The organism is Bradyrhizobium sp. AUGA SZCCT0105, assembly GCF_018129565.1.
GTDB lineage: Bacteria > Pseudomonadota > Alphaproteobacteria > Rhizobiales > Xanthobacteraceae > Bradyrhizobium.
The window spans coordinates 185,141-202,238 of record NZ_JAFCMK010000007.1 but is presented as its reverse complement, the minus strand read 5'-3'; the positions used below and the strand labels follow the sequence as shown (position 1 = coordinate 202,238).

Sequence of the window (17,098 nt, the reverse complement as noted above, 5' to 3'; positions counted from 1 at the left end):
TCCCGCTACCGTGCATAAGAAAGCCCGGACCGCCAGATATGCAAGCTAAATCAGCGGCACGGCCGAGGGGCGGGCCCGCAAACCCTGACGAAACATGATCGAAAATCGGCGAGTGGCGCGAGCCCGCCGCTACAGCAAATGCAGATCCCGGCGGCGATCGGCCTCGGTCAATGCCACGCGGCAGAAGCTGGCGGCGATCGCGACGACGTCCTCGACGGCTTGCGGATATTGCTTCGAGACCCAGCGCAGCGCGATCGAGATGACCGCGCCGACCATGCCGATCGAGAGCAGCGTGGCAGCCGCGGCCTTGTCGCCGTGTCTGGGATCGAGCGTCGGCGGCACCAGGATGTCGCTGAAGACGCGCAGGGCGTCGAGCTTGACGGCATCGACCGCCGGACTGATGCCGGAAATCTCGAGCAGGAAGACCCGCGCGGGCTTCGGGTGCTCCTTCAAACGCGTGAAATACAGCGTCAGCGCGGCGCGCAGCCTCATCTCGGCATCACCGCCGGCGGCCGCCGCGGCAGCCGTCATCTCCTCGTGGAGGTGGCCGACGACATGGTTGTAGGCGGCGATCAGCAGGGCTTCGCTGTTGGAAAAGGATTCGTAGAAATAGCGTTCGGTGAGCTCGGCCGCCTCGCAGATCGCCTTCACGGTGGCGACCCGATAGCCGACCTCGCCATAGACCTCGATCGCCGCATCGATCAGCTTCAGCCGCCGCTCGGCGCGGCGTTCCTCGGCGTCCATACCGCCATAGAGGCGGGCTTTCCGGCTGCTTGCCATGAAATGTGTATTGACACGCGCCATTGTCAGATGTCAAGTTATCTGACAATACAGATTGTCAATTTTGCCGCCGGAGGGTCAGGGCATGTCTGCTCATTTCGACGTGTTGATCGTGGGTGCCGGGCTGTCGGGCATCGGTGCCGGCTATCATCTGCAGGCCAACAGCCCGGACCGCAGCTACGCCATTCTCGAAGGCCGCGATTGCATCGGCGGGACCTGGGACCTATTCCGCTATCCCGGCATCCGCTCCGACTCCGACATGTACACGCTCGGCTATTCGTTCCGGCCCTGGACCGAGCCGAAGGCGATCGCCGATGGCCCGTCGATCCTGAATTATGTGCGCGAGACCGCGCGCATGTACGGCATCGACAAGAACATCCGCTTCAACCACCGCGTGGTGCGCGCCGACTGGTCGTCGGCCGACTCGCAATGGACAGTCGAGGTCGAGCGCGGGCCGGAGAAGACGATCGAGCGTCTCACCTGCAGCTTCCTGTTCATGTGCAGCGGCTACTACAAGTATGAGCACGGCTACACGCCTGACTTCCCCGGCATCGCCGATTTCGCCGGCCGCGTCGTCCACCCGCAGCAGTGGACCGATGACATCGACTATGCCGGCAAGAACGTGGTGGTGATCGGCAGCGGTGCGACCGCGGTGACGCTGGTGCCGGAAATGGCCAAGACCGCCGCCCATGTCACGATGCTGCAGCGTTCGCCGACCTATGTCGTGGCGCGGCCCGACGAGGACAAGGTCGCCAACTGGCTGCGGGCGCGGCTGCCCGCAAAACTCGCTTACGGCCTCACGCGCTGGAAGAACGTGCTGTTCGGCATGTATTTCTACCGGCTCTGCAAGCGCGATCCGGAGCGCGTGAAGAAGCTGATCCTCGGCGGCGTGCGCCACGCGCTCGGCCCCGATTACGACGTCGCCACCCATTTTACGCCGAGCTACAATCCGTGGGACCAGCGGCTCTGCCTGGTCCCGAACGGCGATCTCTTTCAATCGCTGCGCAGCGGCGGCTCGTCTGTCGTGACCGACCAGATCGAGACCTTCACGCGTGGGGGCATCAAGCTCAAGAGCGGCAATGTGCTCGATGCCGACGTCGTGGTGACCGCGACCGGCCTCGATCTTCAGGTGCTCGGCGGGCTCGAGATCAAGGTCGACGGCGTGCCGGTCGATCTGTCGAAGACCATGAACTACAAGGGGCTGATGTATTCGGGCGTGCCGAATCTCGCCGCGGCCTTCGGCTACACCAACGCATCCTGGACGCTGAAATGCGACCTGACCTGCGAATATGTCTGCCGCATGCTCAACCACATGAAGGCGAACGGCTACGCGCAAGTGACGCCGCGGCGGAACGATCCGACCGTGGCCGAACTGCCCTGGGTGGATTTCTCCTCGGGCTATATCCAGCGCGCCGCCGCCAGGTTCCCCAAACAGGGCTCGCGCCGGCCGTGGCGGCTCTACCAGAACTATGCGCTCGATATCATGACGCTGCGTTTCGGCTCGCTGAAGGACGAGGCGATCGAGTTTCTGCCGGCGCGCCGGGCCAGCGCGGCGAATGCTGCCGCGAATCCGGCCCGGCAGGTGGCGTAGCGCGCGCAGCGCCGAACTCAGTGCAACTTCGCGCCCGCCTCGAGCAGCGGTTCTGATTGGATCAGAACCGCTGCCCTAGCTTCTTGTTTTGACGCGTTTTCTTCACACGAACCGGCGCCCACTTCGCTCGAATACGCTCTAGTGTGGCGCGGGCTGGCGATCATTCGGCACCTCTGCTATGGGAGGGTGACGCCCGCATGCTTTGCAGCGGGCGGTGCGGTCCCGTAGCTCAGCCGGATAGAGCGACGGTTTCCTAAACCGTAGGTCGGAAGTTCGAGTCTTCCCGGGATCGCCATTTTTTGCCTGGCTGCGCCCAATGCGCGCCTCCTCCACCTCTCATCGAAGCCGTAGCGGCCTTTGCGCAACGTGCTCCGCACGGTCTGCCGGGCGTCCGCCCCCTCGGTTCACCCCAAATTAGGGAAAGCCCGGGACAATGGGGAGGGGGCCACCGGAAAACCGCGCGCATGCGAGCCAGCGTTCCAGAACGGGTTGAAGAGGGCGGCAGCGACGCCCTTCGCGATCCGCTGCGCTCGAAGGGCCGGCCGCTCGTTGTCGATGTCGACGAGGTGATGGTCCCGCGAAGCTCCTTCCCGGCGGATATCGCTTCCGAGATCGCTGGCCGCTTTCGCGCCGTCACCACGGCGATCGCCACCGCCTTGGGACTGGCAGCGCGTATTGCCGATGCATCGGGCTTCGATCCATCCCGCGCACGGTTCGACCACGACGTTGTGACCTTCCTTTTGCAGGTGCTGGGCGAAGGCCGCCCGGTCTATCTCTGTTCGGAAACCCATCCCGAGCCGTTCGTCAGCGCGGTTGCCCAGCATCTCGGCGTCTTCACAGCCTGGGCTGCCGCTTCGGGCGGCCGTTCGCCCGCTTCGCGGAGCGACGACCTGCCGCCCGTGCTCCGGCACGGCTTCGACTACATCGGCGGCGAAGCGGTTGCGCTGCCCGGCTTCGCGTCACGCGTGGCGGGCCCCGGTCGATCCGCCCCGGCTGCACCTGCGCCGGCCGGTGTGCGCAGCTGGCTGAAGCTGCTTCGGGTGCATCAATATGCGAAGAACGCTCTCGTGCTGGTGCCGTTGCTGACCGCGCATAAATTTGCATTCGGGTCGGCGGCGACGTCGCTGTTTGCGGTGATCGCATTCTCGCTCTGTGCGTCGGCCGCCTACATCCTGAACGACATTCTCGACATCAACGCCGACCGCGCCCATCCGGCCAAGCGCAACCGTCCGATTGCAAGCGGCGCCATCGCGGCGCCGCAAGCTGCCGGCGCGATGGCCCTGGCATTAGTCGCCGCGTTCGTGATCGCACTGTGCATATCGGTCGAATTCAGCGGCGTCCTGCTCGGCTATTTCGCGCTGACCACCTCCTATTCATTGTGGCTCAAGCGCATCGCGATCGCCGACGTCGTCGTGCTGGCGACGCTTTACACCGTCCGCGTGATCGGCGGCGCGGTCGCGATCAGCGTGCCGATGTCGGAATGGCTGCTCGCGTTCTCGCTGTTCATCTTCATGTCGCTGGCGCTGGTGAAGCGCCATATCGAACTCGCGAGCCAGCCGGACGGCGCGGTGCTGGCTGCGCGCGGCTACCGGATCGAAGACAAGTCGATGGTCGCGATCCTCGCCGCCGCGTCGGGTTTCAATGCCGTCGTGATCTTCACGCTCTACATCTCGTCCGATACGGTTCGCGCGCTCTACAGCCATCCGCAACTGCTCTGGGTCTGCTGCCCGATCCTGATGTACTGGATCGGCCGCGTGATGCTGTTCGCGCAACGCGGATTGATCGATGATGATCCGGTGATGTTCGCGCTCCGCGATCGCGCCAGCTGGGTCGCGCTTGGCGCGATCGGCGTCATCATGCTTGCCGCCATCTAGCGATGCCGGCGGCTGCATTGCCAGGACGCGTGATGACGACCTTCGATCCGGGCGAGATTTGCCTCTCTGGCTGGGGCAACTATCCCAAAATATCGACCGAACTGCTGGCGCCACCGACGCCAGCGGCCGCACGGGATGATCTGCTCGGGCGGTCCGGCGTCGTCGCGCGCGGAGCGGGCCGCGCCTATGGCGATGCGGCGATCGGCACGCAAGCCACGATTTCATCGCGCGGCCTGAACCGGATGCGGCGCTTCGATGCCGCGACCGCCCAGTTGACGATTGAAGCCGGCGTGACCATCGCCGACATCCTTGCCGCGTTCGAGCCGCGCGGCTTCTTCCTGAAAGTCGTGCCCGGTACGAAATTCGTGACGGTCGGGGGCGCGATCGCGGCCGACGTTCATGGCAAGAACCACCATCGCGACGGCGGCTTCGGCACGATCGTCGATTCATTCCGCCTTGCGTTGCCGGGCGGTGAGATCGTTTGCTGCTCAAGGTCGGAGAACGTCGCGCTGTTCGCGGCGACGCTGGGCGGCATGGGCCTGACCGGCATGATCCTCGACGCGACACTGCGGCTGCTTCCGATCGAGACGGCCTGGCTGCGGCAGGACACGCGCGTCGCCGGCAATCTCGACGCGGCGATCGATCAGTTGGAAAGCAACGCGTCCTCGACCTATTCGGTGGCATGGATCGACTGCCTTGCGCGGGGCGCGGCGCTCGGACGGTCGCTGGTCTATCTGGCCGAGCATGCCACGCGCCGCGACATGGACGTTCTGGGGCCCGACCTCGCGCCGTTCCCCAGCCCTCGCACGCAGCGTCTGTCGGTGCCGGAGCTGTTTCCCGGATGGCTGCTCAATCGCGCATCGATGCGGGTGTTCAATGAGCTGTATTTTCGCCGCGGCGCTGCGCATCAGGGCGAACAGAGCCTCGTCCACTGGGATCCCTATTTCTTTCCGCTCGATGCGATCGCCGACTGGAACAGGATCTACGGCCGGCGCGGCTTCGTGCAGTATCAATGCGTGATCCCGCTCGAGCGCGCCCGCCGCGTGCTTGCCGACATCCTGGATCGGGTGTCCCGGCGCGGCGATGCGTCGTTTCTTGCGGTGCTCAAGCAGCTCGGCGACGGCGGCGGGCCGATGTCGTTTCCGCTGCGCGGCTACACCCTGACGATGGACTTTCCCGTCAGCGACACGCTGCTCGCGTTTCTTGATCAGCTCGACGCGCTGGTGGTCGATGCAGGCGGCCGGCTCTACCTCGCCAAGGATGCGCGGCAATCCCGCGCGACATTCGAATCCGGATATCCCGGCCTCGCGGCCCTGCGGGACATCCGCCAGCAGACCGGGGCGACCACGCGCCTTGCGTCCCATCTTTCAGCACGGCTTGGAATTTGATGACCGGCACAAAATCAATTCTGGTGATTGGCGGCAGCTCGGATATCGGGCATGCGACGGCGCTGCGTTATGCAAAGGAGGGGTGGCGCGTGACGCTCGCCGCCCGCGATCTTGCGGCCGCGCAGCGCAACGCGGACGATATCAGGACGCGAAGCGGCGTCGACACAACGGTTCAGTCGCTCGACGTGCTGCAGACCGGGCAGCTTGCCGGCTTCGTCGCCGGCCTTTCCGTGCTTCCGGACACCGTCGTGTGCGTTGTCGGAGAACTCGGCGATCAACTGCGTGCCCAGACCGATCCCGAGCTTGCGACGACAATCATACGGACCAATTTCGAGGCCCCCAGCCTGCTGCTCGAACAGTTCGCGCAAGCCTTCGCGGCGCGCGGCTCGGGAACGATTGTCGGGGTCAGCTCGGTCGCCGGCGATCGCGGGCGGGCGTCGAACTACTACTACGGCGCGGCCAAGGCCGGCTTCACGCAATTCCTGTCCGGCCTGCGCAACCGCCTCGCGCTCGCGGGCAAGGTCCGCGTTGTCACCGTCAAGCCCGGATTCGTGCGCACCAAGATGACGGCGCATATGAAGCTGCCGGCGCCCCTGACCGTGCAGCCGGATCGGGTCGCGGAGGATATCTACCGGGCCGACGTGACGAGGCCGCGGGACGTGATCTATGTGGCCAGGCGATTTTGGCTCGTGATGGCGATCATCTGCGCGCTGCCGGAGACGATCTTCAAGCGGATGCGCATCTGACGCTGGCTTCGCTGATTGCTTCCGCTCTTGAGCTGCGTAGCAGCACAATTCCGACAATGAGCGCGATCAGCGGAATGATCGCGAAGCCGCCGATCGAGAGCGTGCCGAGTGACTGCGCACCCGGGTGAGCGGTCGTCATCTGCGTCGCTTGCAGGTAGCCGAACGCTCCGATCGGGATCGGCAAGGCGTAGATGATGCCTCGCTCCCACTCACGCGCGCTCGCCAGCAGCGCCGGCAACAGCAGTGCCAGTCCGACGCTGAAGATCAGAAAGTCGTAATCGTAGGCGTAGGGGCTGATGCAGACCGACACGATCGCGACCAGGCCGAGGCGCTCGCGCGCCGGCATCGTCCGGTAGGCGGCGATGAGAACGACGGCAAGCGCCAGGACCGCAATAGTGCCCTGGGCGACAAACGCTGCCGACGCGGACATCCCTGCCGTTCGCAGCGCGGCATAGATCGAGATCATGCGATGCATCGGGTAATTTCCTTGCTCCAGGAACACCGACGAATCGCGCACGCTCTGCAGGAACGCGCTCCAGATCTCCGCGCCGAAAACCGCCGTGCAGATCGCTGAGCTGATCAGCACGACGGCGGCCGCAATTATCACCGCGATCCAGGAACGCCGCAGCATGGCGTAGACCGCGAACGCGATGGCGAGATGCGGCTTGATGATCATCAGACCGAGGGCGGCCCCGGCGAGGATTGGCCGCTCTTCAAAAAACAGGCAGACCATTCCGATCAGCGCGGCGGTCAGCAGGCCGTTCTGTCCGCAGGCCAGCGTGATCCCGATTGTCGGAAAGAAGACGATGAGCAGGAGCACAAAGTTCTCACCTGCGAGACGGCGCAGCACGGCAAGGTAAAGCGTCAGCGTCGAGGCGGCGAACAGCAAATAGGCAATCCCGACCGGGATCAGCGCGAACGGCGCCAGCAGCAGGCTGAACTGCGGCGGATAGGTCCACGACATGAAACCATCGTGCCCGCCCGATGCCTCCCTCTGGATGACGATCAGCTTCGCGAACTGATAGGCCTGATCCACGGTGCCCAGCCACACCAGCTTTGCGGTGATGTAGAAGGCGGCAAAGTCGACGAGCTCGCGGCCATGCCCGAGCCCCACTAGGGTGAGCCACACCGCCTTGAAGACGATGGCGATGACCAGGAGCGCGAGGATTCCACGGATGTAGGCGGTCCGCTTCGACGTGGTCGACCGAATTGCTTCGAGGGTAGTTGCGAACATCAAGCCGGGCCCTGTTTCGGCCGTTCAGGCTAGGTCGAATAGGTTAAGCAGTCGAAAAATCGCGCAGGAGAGCGTGGTTCGGCGCCTGTCGCCTGACAGCCGCCGGGACACATCACATCGGCCCGTGCGGGCGTTGCCGGAACCGGGCGGTATCTTGGTGCAGGGGTGCGACTTTCGCTGGAGCTCCGTCGGCGGCAGTGATAACGGCTGGGGAAACCATCTCATGACGGGCCGCATGCCGAAACCTCCGCCTCCTTCCCATCGCGGGCCCAGCCCACCCCCGGCTCTGCAACGCGCCATGGTCGCGTTGCAGATGGGGCAGGTCGTCGAAGCCGAGCGGCTGGCGGCGGAGGTGTTGAAGGCAAACCGGACCGATGTCGGCGCGGCCTCGATCCTGGCACGGGCGCTGATGGCCCAGCGGCGCAACGAGGAGGCGATCGCGCCGCTCGAGCGCGCCACGCGCCGCGTCGAGGATGCCGGCCTCGAAACCCTGCTCGGCGCGGCACTCGGCGGCGCCGGTCGCCGCAGCGAGGCAATCGATCTGTTGCGGCGAACCACCGCGCGGCGGCCGCCGTTCCTTCCCGCATTTCAGGAGTTGGCAGGGCAATTGGCCGCGGCCGGCCGCTTCGACGAGGCGGTTGCCGTCATCGATAGCGCGCTTGCTCTCGCGCCCGCGAGCCTCGAATTGCAGCTCCTGCTCGCGCAGATCTTGCCCCATCGCAATGAGCGCGGCCGCGCGCGCGCGATTCTGGAGAAGCTGCGCACGGTGGCGCCGGGCCATCCCGATATTCTGGCCGCGCTCGCGCGCGTGCTGCTGCTCGATGGCGAATACTCGGCTGCGGCGGATCTCTACCGCCAAGTGCTGGCGCAGCGCCCCGACGATCCCCTGACGCGTACCAGCTTCTCCGCCTGTCTCCTGGAAATGGGCGACCGCGCTGCCGGCGAAGCCAATCTGCGTCTGGCGTTGCGCGGCCGGCCGCAAATGATCGGCCGCACCACGTCCGCGCTGGCCATGGCATCGCATGGCCGCTTCTTCTTCCGTCCCAGCGCAGTTGCGAAATTTCTGAGCTAAGCAAGGCTCGGGCAAATCGTGTCGCGAGACTGTGGGTGTATGATTCACAAGCGGCGCAACGCACTCGGTGTCGTCCCTGCGAAAGCAGGGACCCATAACCACAGCTAGTCATTGTTGTGCGATCGTGGAATGACGAGTCCCGTTCACAATTCGGGCCGCGGAGTATGGGTCCCTGCTTGCGCAGGGACGACGAATGGAGGGAGCCGCCCCGAACGCGGCCACGCCCGCCCGCTCTAGGTCCGAAACTGGCGGCGATAGAGTCCGGGCTCGCGGGCCATCCTGTTGGACAGTTCCTGTGCGCGCGACGTTTCATCCGGCGTCATCGCCGCGGTCTGCGCGACCCAGTTTTCGCGCTTCACCGGGAAGCATTGCGCAACCGGCGTGCCCTTGGGCAAGGTGCCGCTGAAATTGGTGTCGTGCCAGCGCGCCGGGAAATGAATCCAGCTGTCGTGAAACTGATCGCAATCGACCATGCCGGTCAGTGTGGTGAACGGCAGGTCGAACCGATTGACCGGATGGGTGAAGAACAGCGAGTAGCCCGCCGGCGCCTCGATGGTCCACAGATTGACGAACTTGATGAGGAAGCGGTCCTGTTCGAACAGCGGCGAGCCGATCACCTGGCTTTCGTCGTGGAATCCGACCGGCGAGCGCGGGAATTCGAGCACGCCCCCGGACGGAAGGTCGTTGTCCCATGTGATCTCGCCATTCTCGATCTTGAGATCGCAGACCAGCGGCATCAGGAAGCCCGATGTCATCGCATCGACGAATGGCGGGCAGCGCTTGACGGTATCCTCCTCGCGGTTGCTCATCGCATTGAAGGCCTGCGTCGGCATCGCCTTGAGCCATCCGGGAAGGCCCAATGACGCAGGCACTGGCGCTGGAATCTTACCCTCGAGCTCCGCTGGGCAGCGGAATTTGATGGCTAACGCTTCGTTGTTGTTGGACACGGTTTGGCCCTTGGTTCGTTCAGTGTCGGCAGCGCCCTTGCGCCAGTCGATGCTGATCTAGCACGCGATGAGGGGGCGGAGAAAGCAGCCGCATCTCGCGCAGCGCGAGCCGCGGTGTAGATCTATAAGTAGTTGTTATCATGACGGATAAGGTACGCCCTCAATTCTCCGTGCGGCGCGCATGCCGATCCCGTTTTGACGCGTCTTTTCGTTCGCCGGTGTGCAAGACTTTGCCGATAGGCATTGGCTTTCGATGCCTGTCCGGCGCATCATGGCTGGTGTCGCCGACGACGAGATCTGCAGCAGGTAACGGAGGGACAGATGGCCGAATCGAAGGTTGAGACCGCCAACACTGCAGGCGCCGCGCCACCCTCCGGCGACAGCGGCGGCGTCAGCGAGCTCGCGATCGCGACCGTCCGCACCGTGCCGATCGAGCAGGCGCAGTCCCGCACCGAGCACGATCTGCTCGGCGAGGACGATGTGCCGGCCAATGCGCTGTGGGGCATCCACACCAAGCGCGCGGTGGTGAACTTTCCGATCACCGGCGTGCCGGTCGGCCATTTCCCGGAATTCGTCCGCGCGCTGGCGCTGGTGAAGCAAGCGGCCGCCCGCGCCAACAAGCGGCTGGGTTATCTCGCGCCGGAAAAGGCCGATGCGATCGACAAGGCCTGCACCCAGATCGCGACCGACAAGGTCTATGCCGAGTCCTTCGTCGTCGACGCGATCCAGGGCGGCGCCGGGACCTCGACCAACATGAACGCCAACGAGGTGATCGCCAATGTCGCGCTGGGGCTGATGGGCAAGAAGCCCGGCGACTATCACGCGCTGCATCCGAACGACGACGTCAACATGGCGCAGTCGACCAACGACGCCTATCCGACAGCGCTGCGGCTCGCGGTGATCTTTGCCACCCAGCCGCTGGTGCGGGCGCTCGATGACCTCGCCTATGCCTTCAAGGGCAAGGCGGTGGAGTTCGCCGATGTCCTGAAGATGGGCCGCACCCAGCTGCAGGATGCGGTGCCGATGACACTCGGCCAGGAGTTCGACGCCTTCCACGCTACCGTGAAGGAGGACGTCGCGCGGCTGAACGAGATCTCCAGCCTGTTCCGCGAGGTCAATCTCGGCGCCACCGCGATCGGGACCGGCATCAATGCGGATCCACGCTATGCGGCGCTTGCGGTCGAGGAGCTGTCGCGGCTGTCGGGCCAGCCCATGGTGCTGGCTTCGAACCTGATCGAGGCAACCTCCGACCTCGGCGCCTTCGTGCTGTTCTCCGGCGTGCTGAAGCGCGTCGCAGTGAAGGTGTCGAAGATCTGCAACGACCTCCGCCTGCTGTCGTCGGGGCCGCGCACCGGCATCGGCGAGATCAGGCTGCCCGCGGTGCAGGCCGGCTCGTCGATCATGCCCGGCAAGGTCAACCCTGTGATTCCGGAGGTGGTCAACCAGGTCGCCTTCCTCGTGATCGGGCACGATCTCACGGTGACGATGTGCGCCGAGGGCGGCCAGCTCCAGCTCAATGCCTTCGAGCCGACCATCGGCTATTGCGTGTTGAGCTCGCTGCGCATGCTGACGGCGGCGATCGATACGCTGACCAAGCGCTGCGTCGACGGCATCGAAGCCGATCGCGAGCGTTGCCGCAGCCTGGTGCAGGGCTCGATCGGCCTGATCACGGCGCTGGCGCCGGCGCTTGGCTATGAGGCCTCATCGCGCGTGGCGCGCCGCGCGCTGAGGGAGAACCGCTCGGTCGCCGACATCGTGCTGGAGGAAAAGCTCCTGACCGAGGATCAGCTCAACCAGCTGCTCGAGCTCGAAGCCATGATCCGCCCGGCGCGCCGTCAGCCCGTGCCGAAGTTGAAGGACAGTTGAGAGCAGGCGTTACGGATCCCGCGCGACGAACATCCATTTTGACCTTTGCAGGACGGACCTGCCGGCCGCATGCCGACGCGTCCGTGATGGCGCTTTGTGAAGCCGATCACACGTCCATGGGAGATGTATGATACGATGAAGCAACTTTAGATAATTGATGTACCGCGCTCGCGGCACAGGGATTGCGAGGTTTGCCATGGCCACGCCGAACCTGCCGACGCCAGATTTTGCCTTCGATCCCGATCAGCCCGGCGCCTGCATTGCCGGCGTGCGGCCTTATCGCAACGGATCGTACCGGCTCGATGCCGAAACCATCTCGCAGAGCTTCATCGTGCATAATTACGGCCATGGCGGCGCCGGCATCACGCTGAGTTTTGGCTGCGCCGCGAAGGTCCGCGACATCGTCAGGGATCATCTGGCCGCAAGCCGTGGGGTCACCGAAGCCGCCGTGCTCGGCGCCGGCGTGATGGGTCTGACCGCCGCGACATTGCTGCTCGATCTCGGGCTCAAGGTCACGGTCTATTCCGATCGCGCGCCGCTCGAGACCACCTCCGCGAAGGCCGGCGGCCAGTGGGCCGTCTCGGTGGTGGAATTCGCCGGCAAGGAGCGCGAGCTCACCGACATCATCAAGAGCGCCTATCGTGCTTTCAAGGATCGGATCGGGCAGGGGTTCGGCGTGTTCGAGCGGCCGAACTACACCGCGACGCGTGCGCACAATCTCGACATCGTGCTGCAACTCGCGCCCGGCCTGATCCCGCCGCGGCAGCCGCTGCAGCGCTTGCCGTTCGCGCACCACACCAAGCCCGGCTTCGTCTACCAGACCCTGCTGATTGAGCCGCCGGTCCTGCTCGCCAGGCTGAAGGCCGATCTCGACCAGCGCGGCGTCAGCTTCGTGTCGAAGCGGTTCGTCAACCGTTCCGATATCCTGGCCAGCGTGCCGCAGCCGATCATCGTCAACTGCACCGGGCTCGGATCGATGACGCTGTGGAGCGACACCAAAATGATGCCGATCAAGGGACAGCTTGCGCTGCTGCGGCCGCAGCCGGCGCTGCAATATCTCTACGGCCAGAACGGCTACCTGTTCCCGCGCAGCGACCACGTCGTGATCGGCGGCACCTTCGAGCCCGGCGTCAACAACGAGACCCCGGACAAGGCGGTATGCCAGGGCCTCGTCGATCACATCGCCTCGCTGTTCGGCAAGGCACCGGCGAGGCCGCTGCCCGACATCCATATCCACAACCCCGTCCACGCGCCGATCGTCAACCCGGCAATTCCCGAGGTCTGAGGGTTCGCCATGGAACATCCGCTTCGCGTCGACGAGTTCTTGCCTTCCGATGCGCCGGTTGCCGCCGCCGACGCCGAGATCGCCGCGCCGCCGGCGGAGGGCGTGGCACCGCTGCCGCCATTGCCGAACCTGCCGGTGACCGACGTTGAGTTCCTGCGGCCGCAGGACGCGCACTATGCGGATTACCTGCCTGCCGCGAGCAAGCGCAAGCAATTGGCGCCGGCGCTGCGGGCGGTCTGCAAGACCGAGCACGCGGTTGCCGTGATGGTCGACTGGGTGCGCAGCAACGGATTGAGCTTCGCCGTTCGCTGCGGCGGGCATTCCTATGAAGGCCTGTCGCAATCGTCCGGGGTTGCGATCGACGTGCGCGGATTGAAGCAGATTGTGGTCGACAAGGCCTCGAACCTCGTCACGGCAGGCTCCGGCGTATCGCTCTACGAGCTCTATTCCGCGTTGGCCGCCCAGGGCCTCGCACTGCAGGCAGGGAGTTGCCCGACCGTCGGCATCTCCGGTCATCTCACCGGCGGTGGCCACGGCCTGCTCGCGCGCTCGCATGGACTGACCTGCGACGGCCTGCTGCAGGCGAATGTCGTCGACGCCCAGGCGCGTGTGCTGCAGGCCAATGCGACATCGGAGCCGGACCTCTGGTGGGCCTGCCGCGGCGGCGGTGGTGGCAGCTTCGGCATCGCGACCGAGTTCAGGATCGAGGTGTTTCCCCTGAAGACGGCGCGGGTGTTCGGTGTCTCCTGGAAACTGTCGCAGGCCCACGCCGCGCAATTGTTCGCCGCCTGGCAGGACTGGGCGCCGAATGCGCCGTCGAACATCACCTCGATCATGAAGGTCGGCCCGGCCGGCCACGGCCTGATCACGATGCGCTGCATTGGCCAGTCGGTCGGCAGCGAGAGCGAGCTGCGCAGCGAACTCCGGCGATTGACGGCGGTGCGGCCGCCGTCATCGGCGCTGTCGGTGCAATCGCTCGCCTTCCTCGATGCGGTCAAGCACTTTGCCGGACCGCTCGCCTACGAGTCGGTGCTGATGAAGGCGAAGTCGGACTACGTGCTGACGCCGCTCGCCTCCGACGGCATCGAAGCCATGATGGCGGCGGTCGCGCCGATCGCGCCGGGCGGCATCGTGCTGCTGTGCGATTCCTATGGCGGTCGGATCGCCGATGTTGCCGCCGACGCCACCGCATTCCCGCGCCGCGCCGGCACGCAGTACTGTATCCAGTACTTCTCGAGCTGGAGCCGATCCGCCGACACCGCGGCGCATCTCGCTGACGTCGCGAGGGTCTATGCGGCGATGCGCCCTTTCATGCCGGGCGCGTCCTACGTCAATTATTGCGATCTCGACCTCGACGGCTATGCGTCAGCCTATTGGGGCAACAACCTCGCCCGGCTGGTCGCGGTGAAGCAGCAATACGATCCCGATGATCTGTTCCACCACGCCCAAAGCGTGCCGCTCAGCGTCCCGACGGCATGAGGAGCAGGCCGAAGCTCAAAGCGTCTTGATGAACTCGATCAGGGCGCGGCGCTCGTCTTCCTTCAACTCCGGCCCGATCACGCCGAGGCGCTTCTCGTTCGAGAATTCGTGCCCGGAATTGCTGTTGCCGCGTTTGCTGGTGTCGAGCACGAAGGCGTTCTTGATATTGTCCTTCCAGACATGGCCGAGATCCTTGGGGTCGTACTCCCGGTTGCCGAGATAGAAGGTCGAGGGACGATCCTTCACCGGCGACAGCAGCGCGTAGATGGAGGGCACCGATCCGTTGTGCAGATAGGGCGGGGTGGCCCAGATGCCGTTGAGCGGCCGGACCTTGTAGGCCAGCGGCGCCTGGATCTCGTTCGGCCGGTAGCCGTTGATGCGCTTGCGATCCTCCGGCGGGGTCTTGTTCTGGTCGTACCAGGTGTCGACGGTCTTCTCGACCAACTCGCCGAGCGCGGGTCCGAAACCACCGTCCTTGATCTTCAGATTGGCGGGCGTCTCGACGGTGCGGCTCGCAAGGCCCTCGGCCTGCGCGCTGTCGGTGCCGATATGGCTGATCGGAATCATCTCGACGTCGAGCAGCGGCTGGCCGGCGTCGTTCTTGATCCAGCGCTTCTTGTCCTTGAACAGCGCAAAGGCTTCGCTCGCGGGCAGCGCCTTGCTGTCGATCGCCGGGCCATGGCAGCCCTGGCAGTGCGTCTTGTAGAGCTCGCCGCCCTTCTTCGCGAGATCCATGTTGATCTGCCCCAGGATATTCTCCGGCCATTTCGGCGACGCCAGGCCGCCAAAGCCCTTGTCCTCGCTGGGCGGCTCGCCGGCGATCATCCGCTCCATCTCGTGCAGCACGTCGATCCGCGCGCTGGATTTGAACAGGCCCCTGGACTCGTCGAGCAGATTGAGCTCGGCGCTGACGCCGAGCGCCTCGCCGGCATTGCGCACCATCGGCTGCATGATCGAGCCGTCATACTGCACCCAGCTGAACCACGGCGCGTTCCAGATCCGCGGGAAATGCACCGGCGCCGAATGCGAGGCATAATTGTTCGGATTGTTCAGATCGATCGAGAACACCTGGTTGCCGATCCGGTTCAGTGCGTCGAGCCGCGCATAGCCTTCCTCGACGCTGTTGGCGGCGACCTTGGTCTCCAGTGCATTGATGTTGGCGTATTGCTTCAGCACGAGATCGAGCTGGCTGCGCAGCGCCATGCGCTCGTCGAGGCTGGCATCCTTGCCGAGGATCTCGTCGGCGAAGCGCGAGAAGCGGCCCGGCCAGAACCGCGTCAACAGCAGCGAGACGCCGACGCTCTTCTGGAATTCGAACAAATTGGTGTTGGCGGGCCCGCCGTCGATCACGATCTCGGTGCCGCGGTAGCTGAAGCTTCCGGTGTGGCAGGCGGAGCAGGTCAGCCCGACCCCGTTCATGTCGGCCTTGCTATGCGGGTTGCGCCAGGGCGCGCCGTTGGCGTCGGCCATCGGGCCACTCGGCGCGAAGCCGATCGGCAGTGCATCGGGGCTACCCGGAATCACAGTGTCGGGAATAAAGCCGAAGCGGCCGAGATAATTGGTCTCGCTGAGCCGCGGTGCCGCTGTGAGTAGTGGCCAGACCGTCGGCTGCTCCAGCGCCATGAACCATTCAAGGGGAATGCCGAAAGTCCGCGTGCCCTGGTCGGCGTGATAGAACCAGCGCAGCCGCTCGGCGCTGACGTTCTGATCCAGCCACACCGTCTTTGCCGGCGGCTGGTAGTCGACGACCTTGACGCGGAAGCCGCTCGCCACCGTCTCGATATCGTCCTTGAGGTAGAGGACGCCGGCGACAATCAGCAGCCCGATGAAGAATATCGTCTTGCGAGGCATGCCCCATTCCCCAATTCGCGGTACTCGCGCGTCATATTGATGAGATATTAAAAATCGCCGAAACAGGTTCGCGTTAAGCGTGTGATGCGCTGGGCGCCATCCTACAGTGGCGGCGCTCGGTCTACCAACGGAAATGTTGCAAAGGAAATGTTGGTTGGCTGTGAGCCAGTTCACTTGCGGCGTGTTCGCCTCGGCGGCATTTGCGCGCATGGCTGCCCGCGGCTAGAAATGACGGAGCAACAATTCTTCGAGATGTCATCTTGAACGCGCCAAGTGCACAACCGCTCACGATCACGGTCTCGGACGACAACTCGGTGTCCGCACTGCTGCTGCGCCCGGCGCAGGCCCGTGGCGCCTATGTGTTCGCGCATGGCGCCGGCGCCGGCATGGCGCATCCGTCGATGGAGACGATTGCGGTCGGCCTCGCCGAGCGCGGCATCGCGACCTTGCGCTATCAGTTTCCCTACATGGAGAAGGGCAGCAAGCGGTCCGATCCGCCCGCCGTCGCGCAGGCGACGGTGCGCGCCGCGGTGGCGGAGGCCGCGCGCCGTTGCGGCGAACTGCCGCTGTTCGCCGGCGGCAAGTCGTTCGGCGGACGCATGACCTCGCAGGCGCAGGCCAAAGCGCCGCTCGCCGGCGTGCGCGGGCTGGTGTTCCTCGGCTTTCCCCTGCATCCCGCCGGCCAGCCGTCGAGCGAGCGGGCCAAACATCTCGCCGAGGTCAAGGTCCCGATGCTGTTCCTGCAGGGCACGCGCGACGCGCTGGCGGAGCTCGACCTGCTCGAGCCCGTCGTGAAGGGGCTGGGTGCGCGCGCCACGTTGCAGTTGGTGCAGGAGGCGGATCACTCCTTCCATGTCCTCAAGCGTTCCGGCCGCAACGACCGCGAGGTGATGGCCGAAGTGCTGGACGCATTCGCGACCTGGGTCGCGAAGCATGTGTAGGTGGGTAGCCCGGATGCAGCGAAGCGAAATCCGGGGCCGGCCTT

The 17,098-nt window shown here is 65.1% G+C and carries 13 protein-coding genes and 1 tRNA gene; 10 read left to right on the top strand and 4 right to left on the bottom strand.

Features of this window, described 5'->3' with window-relative positions:
* Positions 1-129 precede the first annotated feature (129 nt).
* Positions 130-804 (bottom strand): TetR/AcrR family transcriptional regulator, encoded by a 675-nt coding sequence (locus JQ573_RS29925; protein ID WP_212311873.1) that lies wholly within the window; start codon positions 802-804, stop codon positions 130-132.
* A gap of 61 nt (positions 805-865) precedes the next feature.
* On the opposite strand from JQ573_RS29925, the gene JQ573_RS29920 reads away from it, so the two are divergent.
* The 5 genes from JQ573_RS29920 to JQ573_RS29900 all read left to right on the top strand — a co-directional run bounded on the left by JQ573_RS29920 (position 866) and on the right by JQ573_RS29900 (position 6,379).
* Positions 866-2,371, top strand: coding sequence for an NAD(P)/FAD-dependent oxidoreductase (locus JQ573_RS29920; protein ID WP_212311872.1), 1,506 nt, complete (start codon positions 866-868; stop codon positions 2,369-2,371).
* A gap of 218 nt (positions 2,372-2,589) precedes the next feature.
* Positions 2,590-2,666 (top strand) — tRNA-Arg (locus JQ573_RS29915).
* Positions 2,667-2,835: 169 nt separating this feature from the next.
* Positions 2,836-4,245 carry a UbiA family prenyltransferase gene (locus JQ573_RS29910; RefSeq protein ID WP_212311871.1) on the top strand — a complete coding sequence of 470 codons (1,410 nt, stop codon included), beginning with the start codon at positions 2,836-2,838 and terminating at the stop codon, positions 4,243-4,245.
* A 32-nt stretch (positions 4,246-4,277) separates the two neighbouring features.
* The gene (locus JQ573_RS29905) at positions 4,278-5,633 is read left to right on the top strand and encodes an FAD-binding oxidoreductase (protein WP_249132512.1); all 1,356 of its coding nucleotides are present in this window, start codon (positions 4,278-4,280) and stop codon (positions 5,631-5,633) included.
* Positions 5,633-6,379 (top strand): SDR family oxidoreductase, encoded by a 747-nt coding sequence (locus JQ573_RS29900; RefSeq protein WP_212311869.1) that lies wholly within the window; start codon positions 5,633-5,635, stop codon positions 6,377-6,379. Before JQ573_RS29905 ends, JQ573_RS29900 begins: the two co-directional genes overlap by 1 nt.
* Here the strand turns inward: JQ573_RS29900 and JQ573_RS29895 are convergent.
* Positions 6,360-7,613, bottom strand: coding sequence for a glycosyltransferase family 87 protein (locus tag JQ573_RS29895; protein ID WP_212311868.1), 1,254 nt, complete (start codon positions 7,611-7,613; stop codon positions 6,360-6,362). The two genes, JQ573_RS29900 and JQ573_RS29895, sit on opposite strands and share 20 nt — an antisense overlap.
* A 73-nt stretch (positions 7,614-7,686) precedes the next feature.
* Here JQ573_RS29895 and JQ573_RS29890 point away from each other — a divergent pair, with 73 nt between their 5' ends.
* Positions 7,687-8,685 (top strand): tetratricopeptide repeat protein, encoded by a 999-nt coding sequence (locus tag JQ573_RS29890; protein WP_312011673.1) that lies wholly within the window; start codon positions 7,687-7,689, stop codon positions 8,683-8,685.
* A gap of 233 nt (positions 8,686-8,918) precedes the next feature.
* Here the strand turns inward: JQ573_RS29890 and JQ573_RS29885 are convergent, their stop codons facing one another.
* Positions 8,919-9,632 (bottom strand): hypothetical protein, encoded by a 714-nt coding sequence (locus tag JQ573_RS29885; protein WP_212311867.1) that lies wholly within the window; start codon positions 9,630-9,632, stop codon positions 8,919-8,921.
* A 321-nt stretch (positions 9,633-9,953) separates the two neighbouring features.
* Between JQ573_RS29885 and JQ573_RS29880 the strand changes: the two genes are divergently transcribed.
* The 3 genes from JQ573_RS29880 to JQ573_RS29870 all read left to right on the top strand — a co-directional run bounded on the left by JQ573_RS29880 (position 9,954) and on the right by JQ573_RS29870 (position 14,262).
* Positions 9,954-11,498 (top strand): aspartate ammonia-lyase, encoded by a 1,545-nt coding sequence (locus tag JQ573_RS29880; protein WP_212311866.1) that lies wholly within the window; start codon positions 9,954-9,956, stop codon positions 11,496-11,498.
* 196 nt (positions 11,499-11,694) lie between these two features.
* Positions 11,695-12,783 (top strand): FAD-dependent oxidoreductase, encoded by a 1,089-nt coding sequence (locus JQ573_RS29875; RefSeq protein WP_212311865.1) that lies wholly within the window; start codon positions 11,695-11,697, stop codon positions 12,781-12,783.
* Positions 12,784-12,792: 9 nt separating this feature from the next.
* On the top strand, positions 12,793-14,262 hold the full coding sequence (locus tag JQ573_RS29870; protein WP_212311864.1) for an FAD-binding oxidoreductase: 1,470 nt from the start codon (positions 12,793-12,795) through the stop codon (positions 14,260-14,262).
* A 15-nt stretch (positions 14,263-14,277) separates the two neighbouring features.
* Here the strand turns inward: JQ573_RS29870 and JQ573_RS29865 are convergent, their stop codons facing one another.
* Positions 14,278-16,113 (bottom strand): cytochrome c, encoded by a 1,836-nt coding sequence (locus JQ573_RS29865; protein ID WP_212311863.1) that lies wholly within the window; start codon positions 16,111-16,113, stop codon positions 14,278-14,280.
* Positions 16,114-16,373: 260 nt separating this feature from the next.
* Here JQ573_RS29865 and JQ573_RS29860 point away from each other — a divergent pair, with 260 nt between their 5' ends.
* A complete protein-coding gene (locus JQ573_RS29860) occupies positions 16,374-17,054 on the top strand; it encodes an alpha/beta family hydrolase (RefSeq protein WP_212311862.1) in 681 nt (226 codons plus the stop codon).
* Positions 17,055-17,098: the final 44 nt, after the last annotated feature.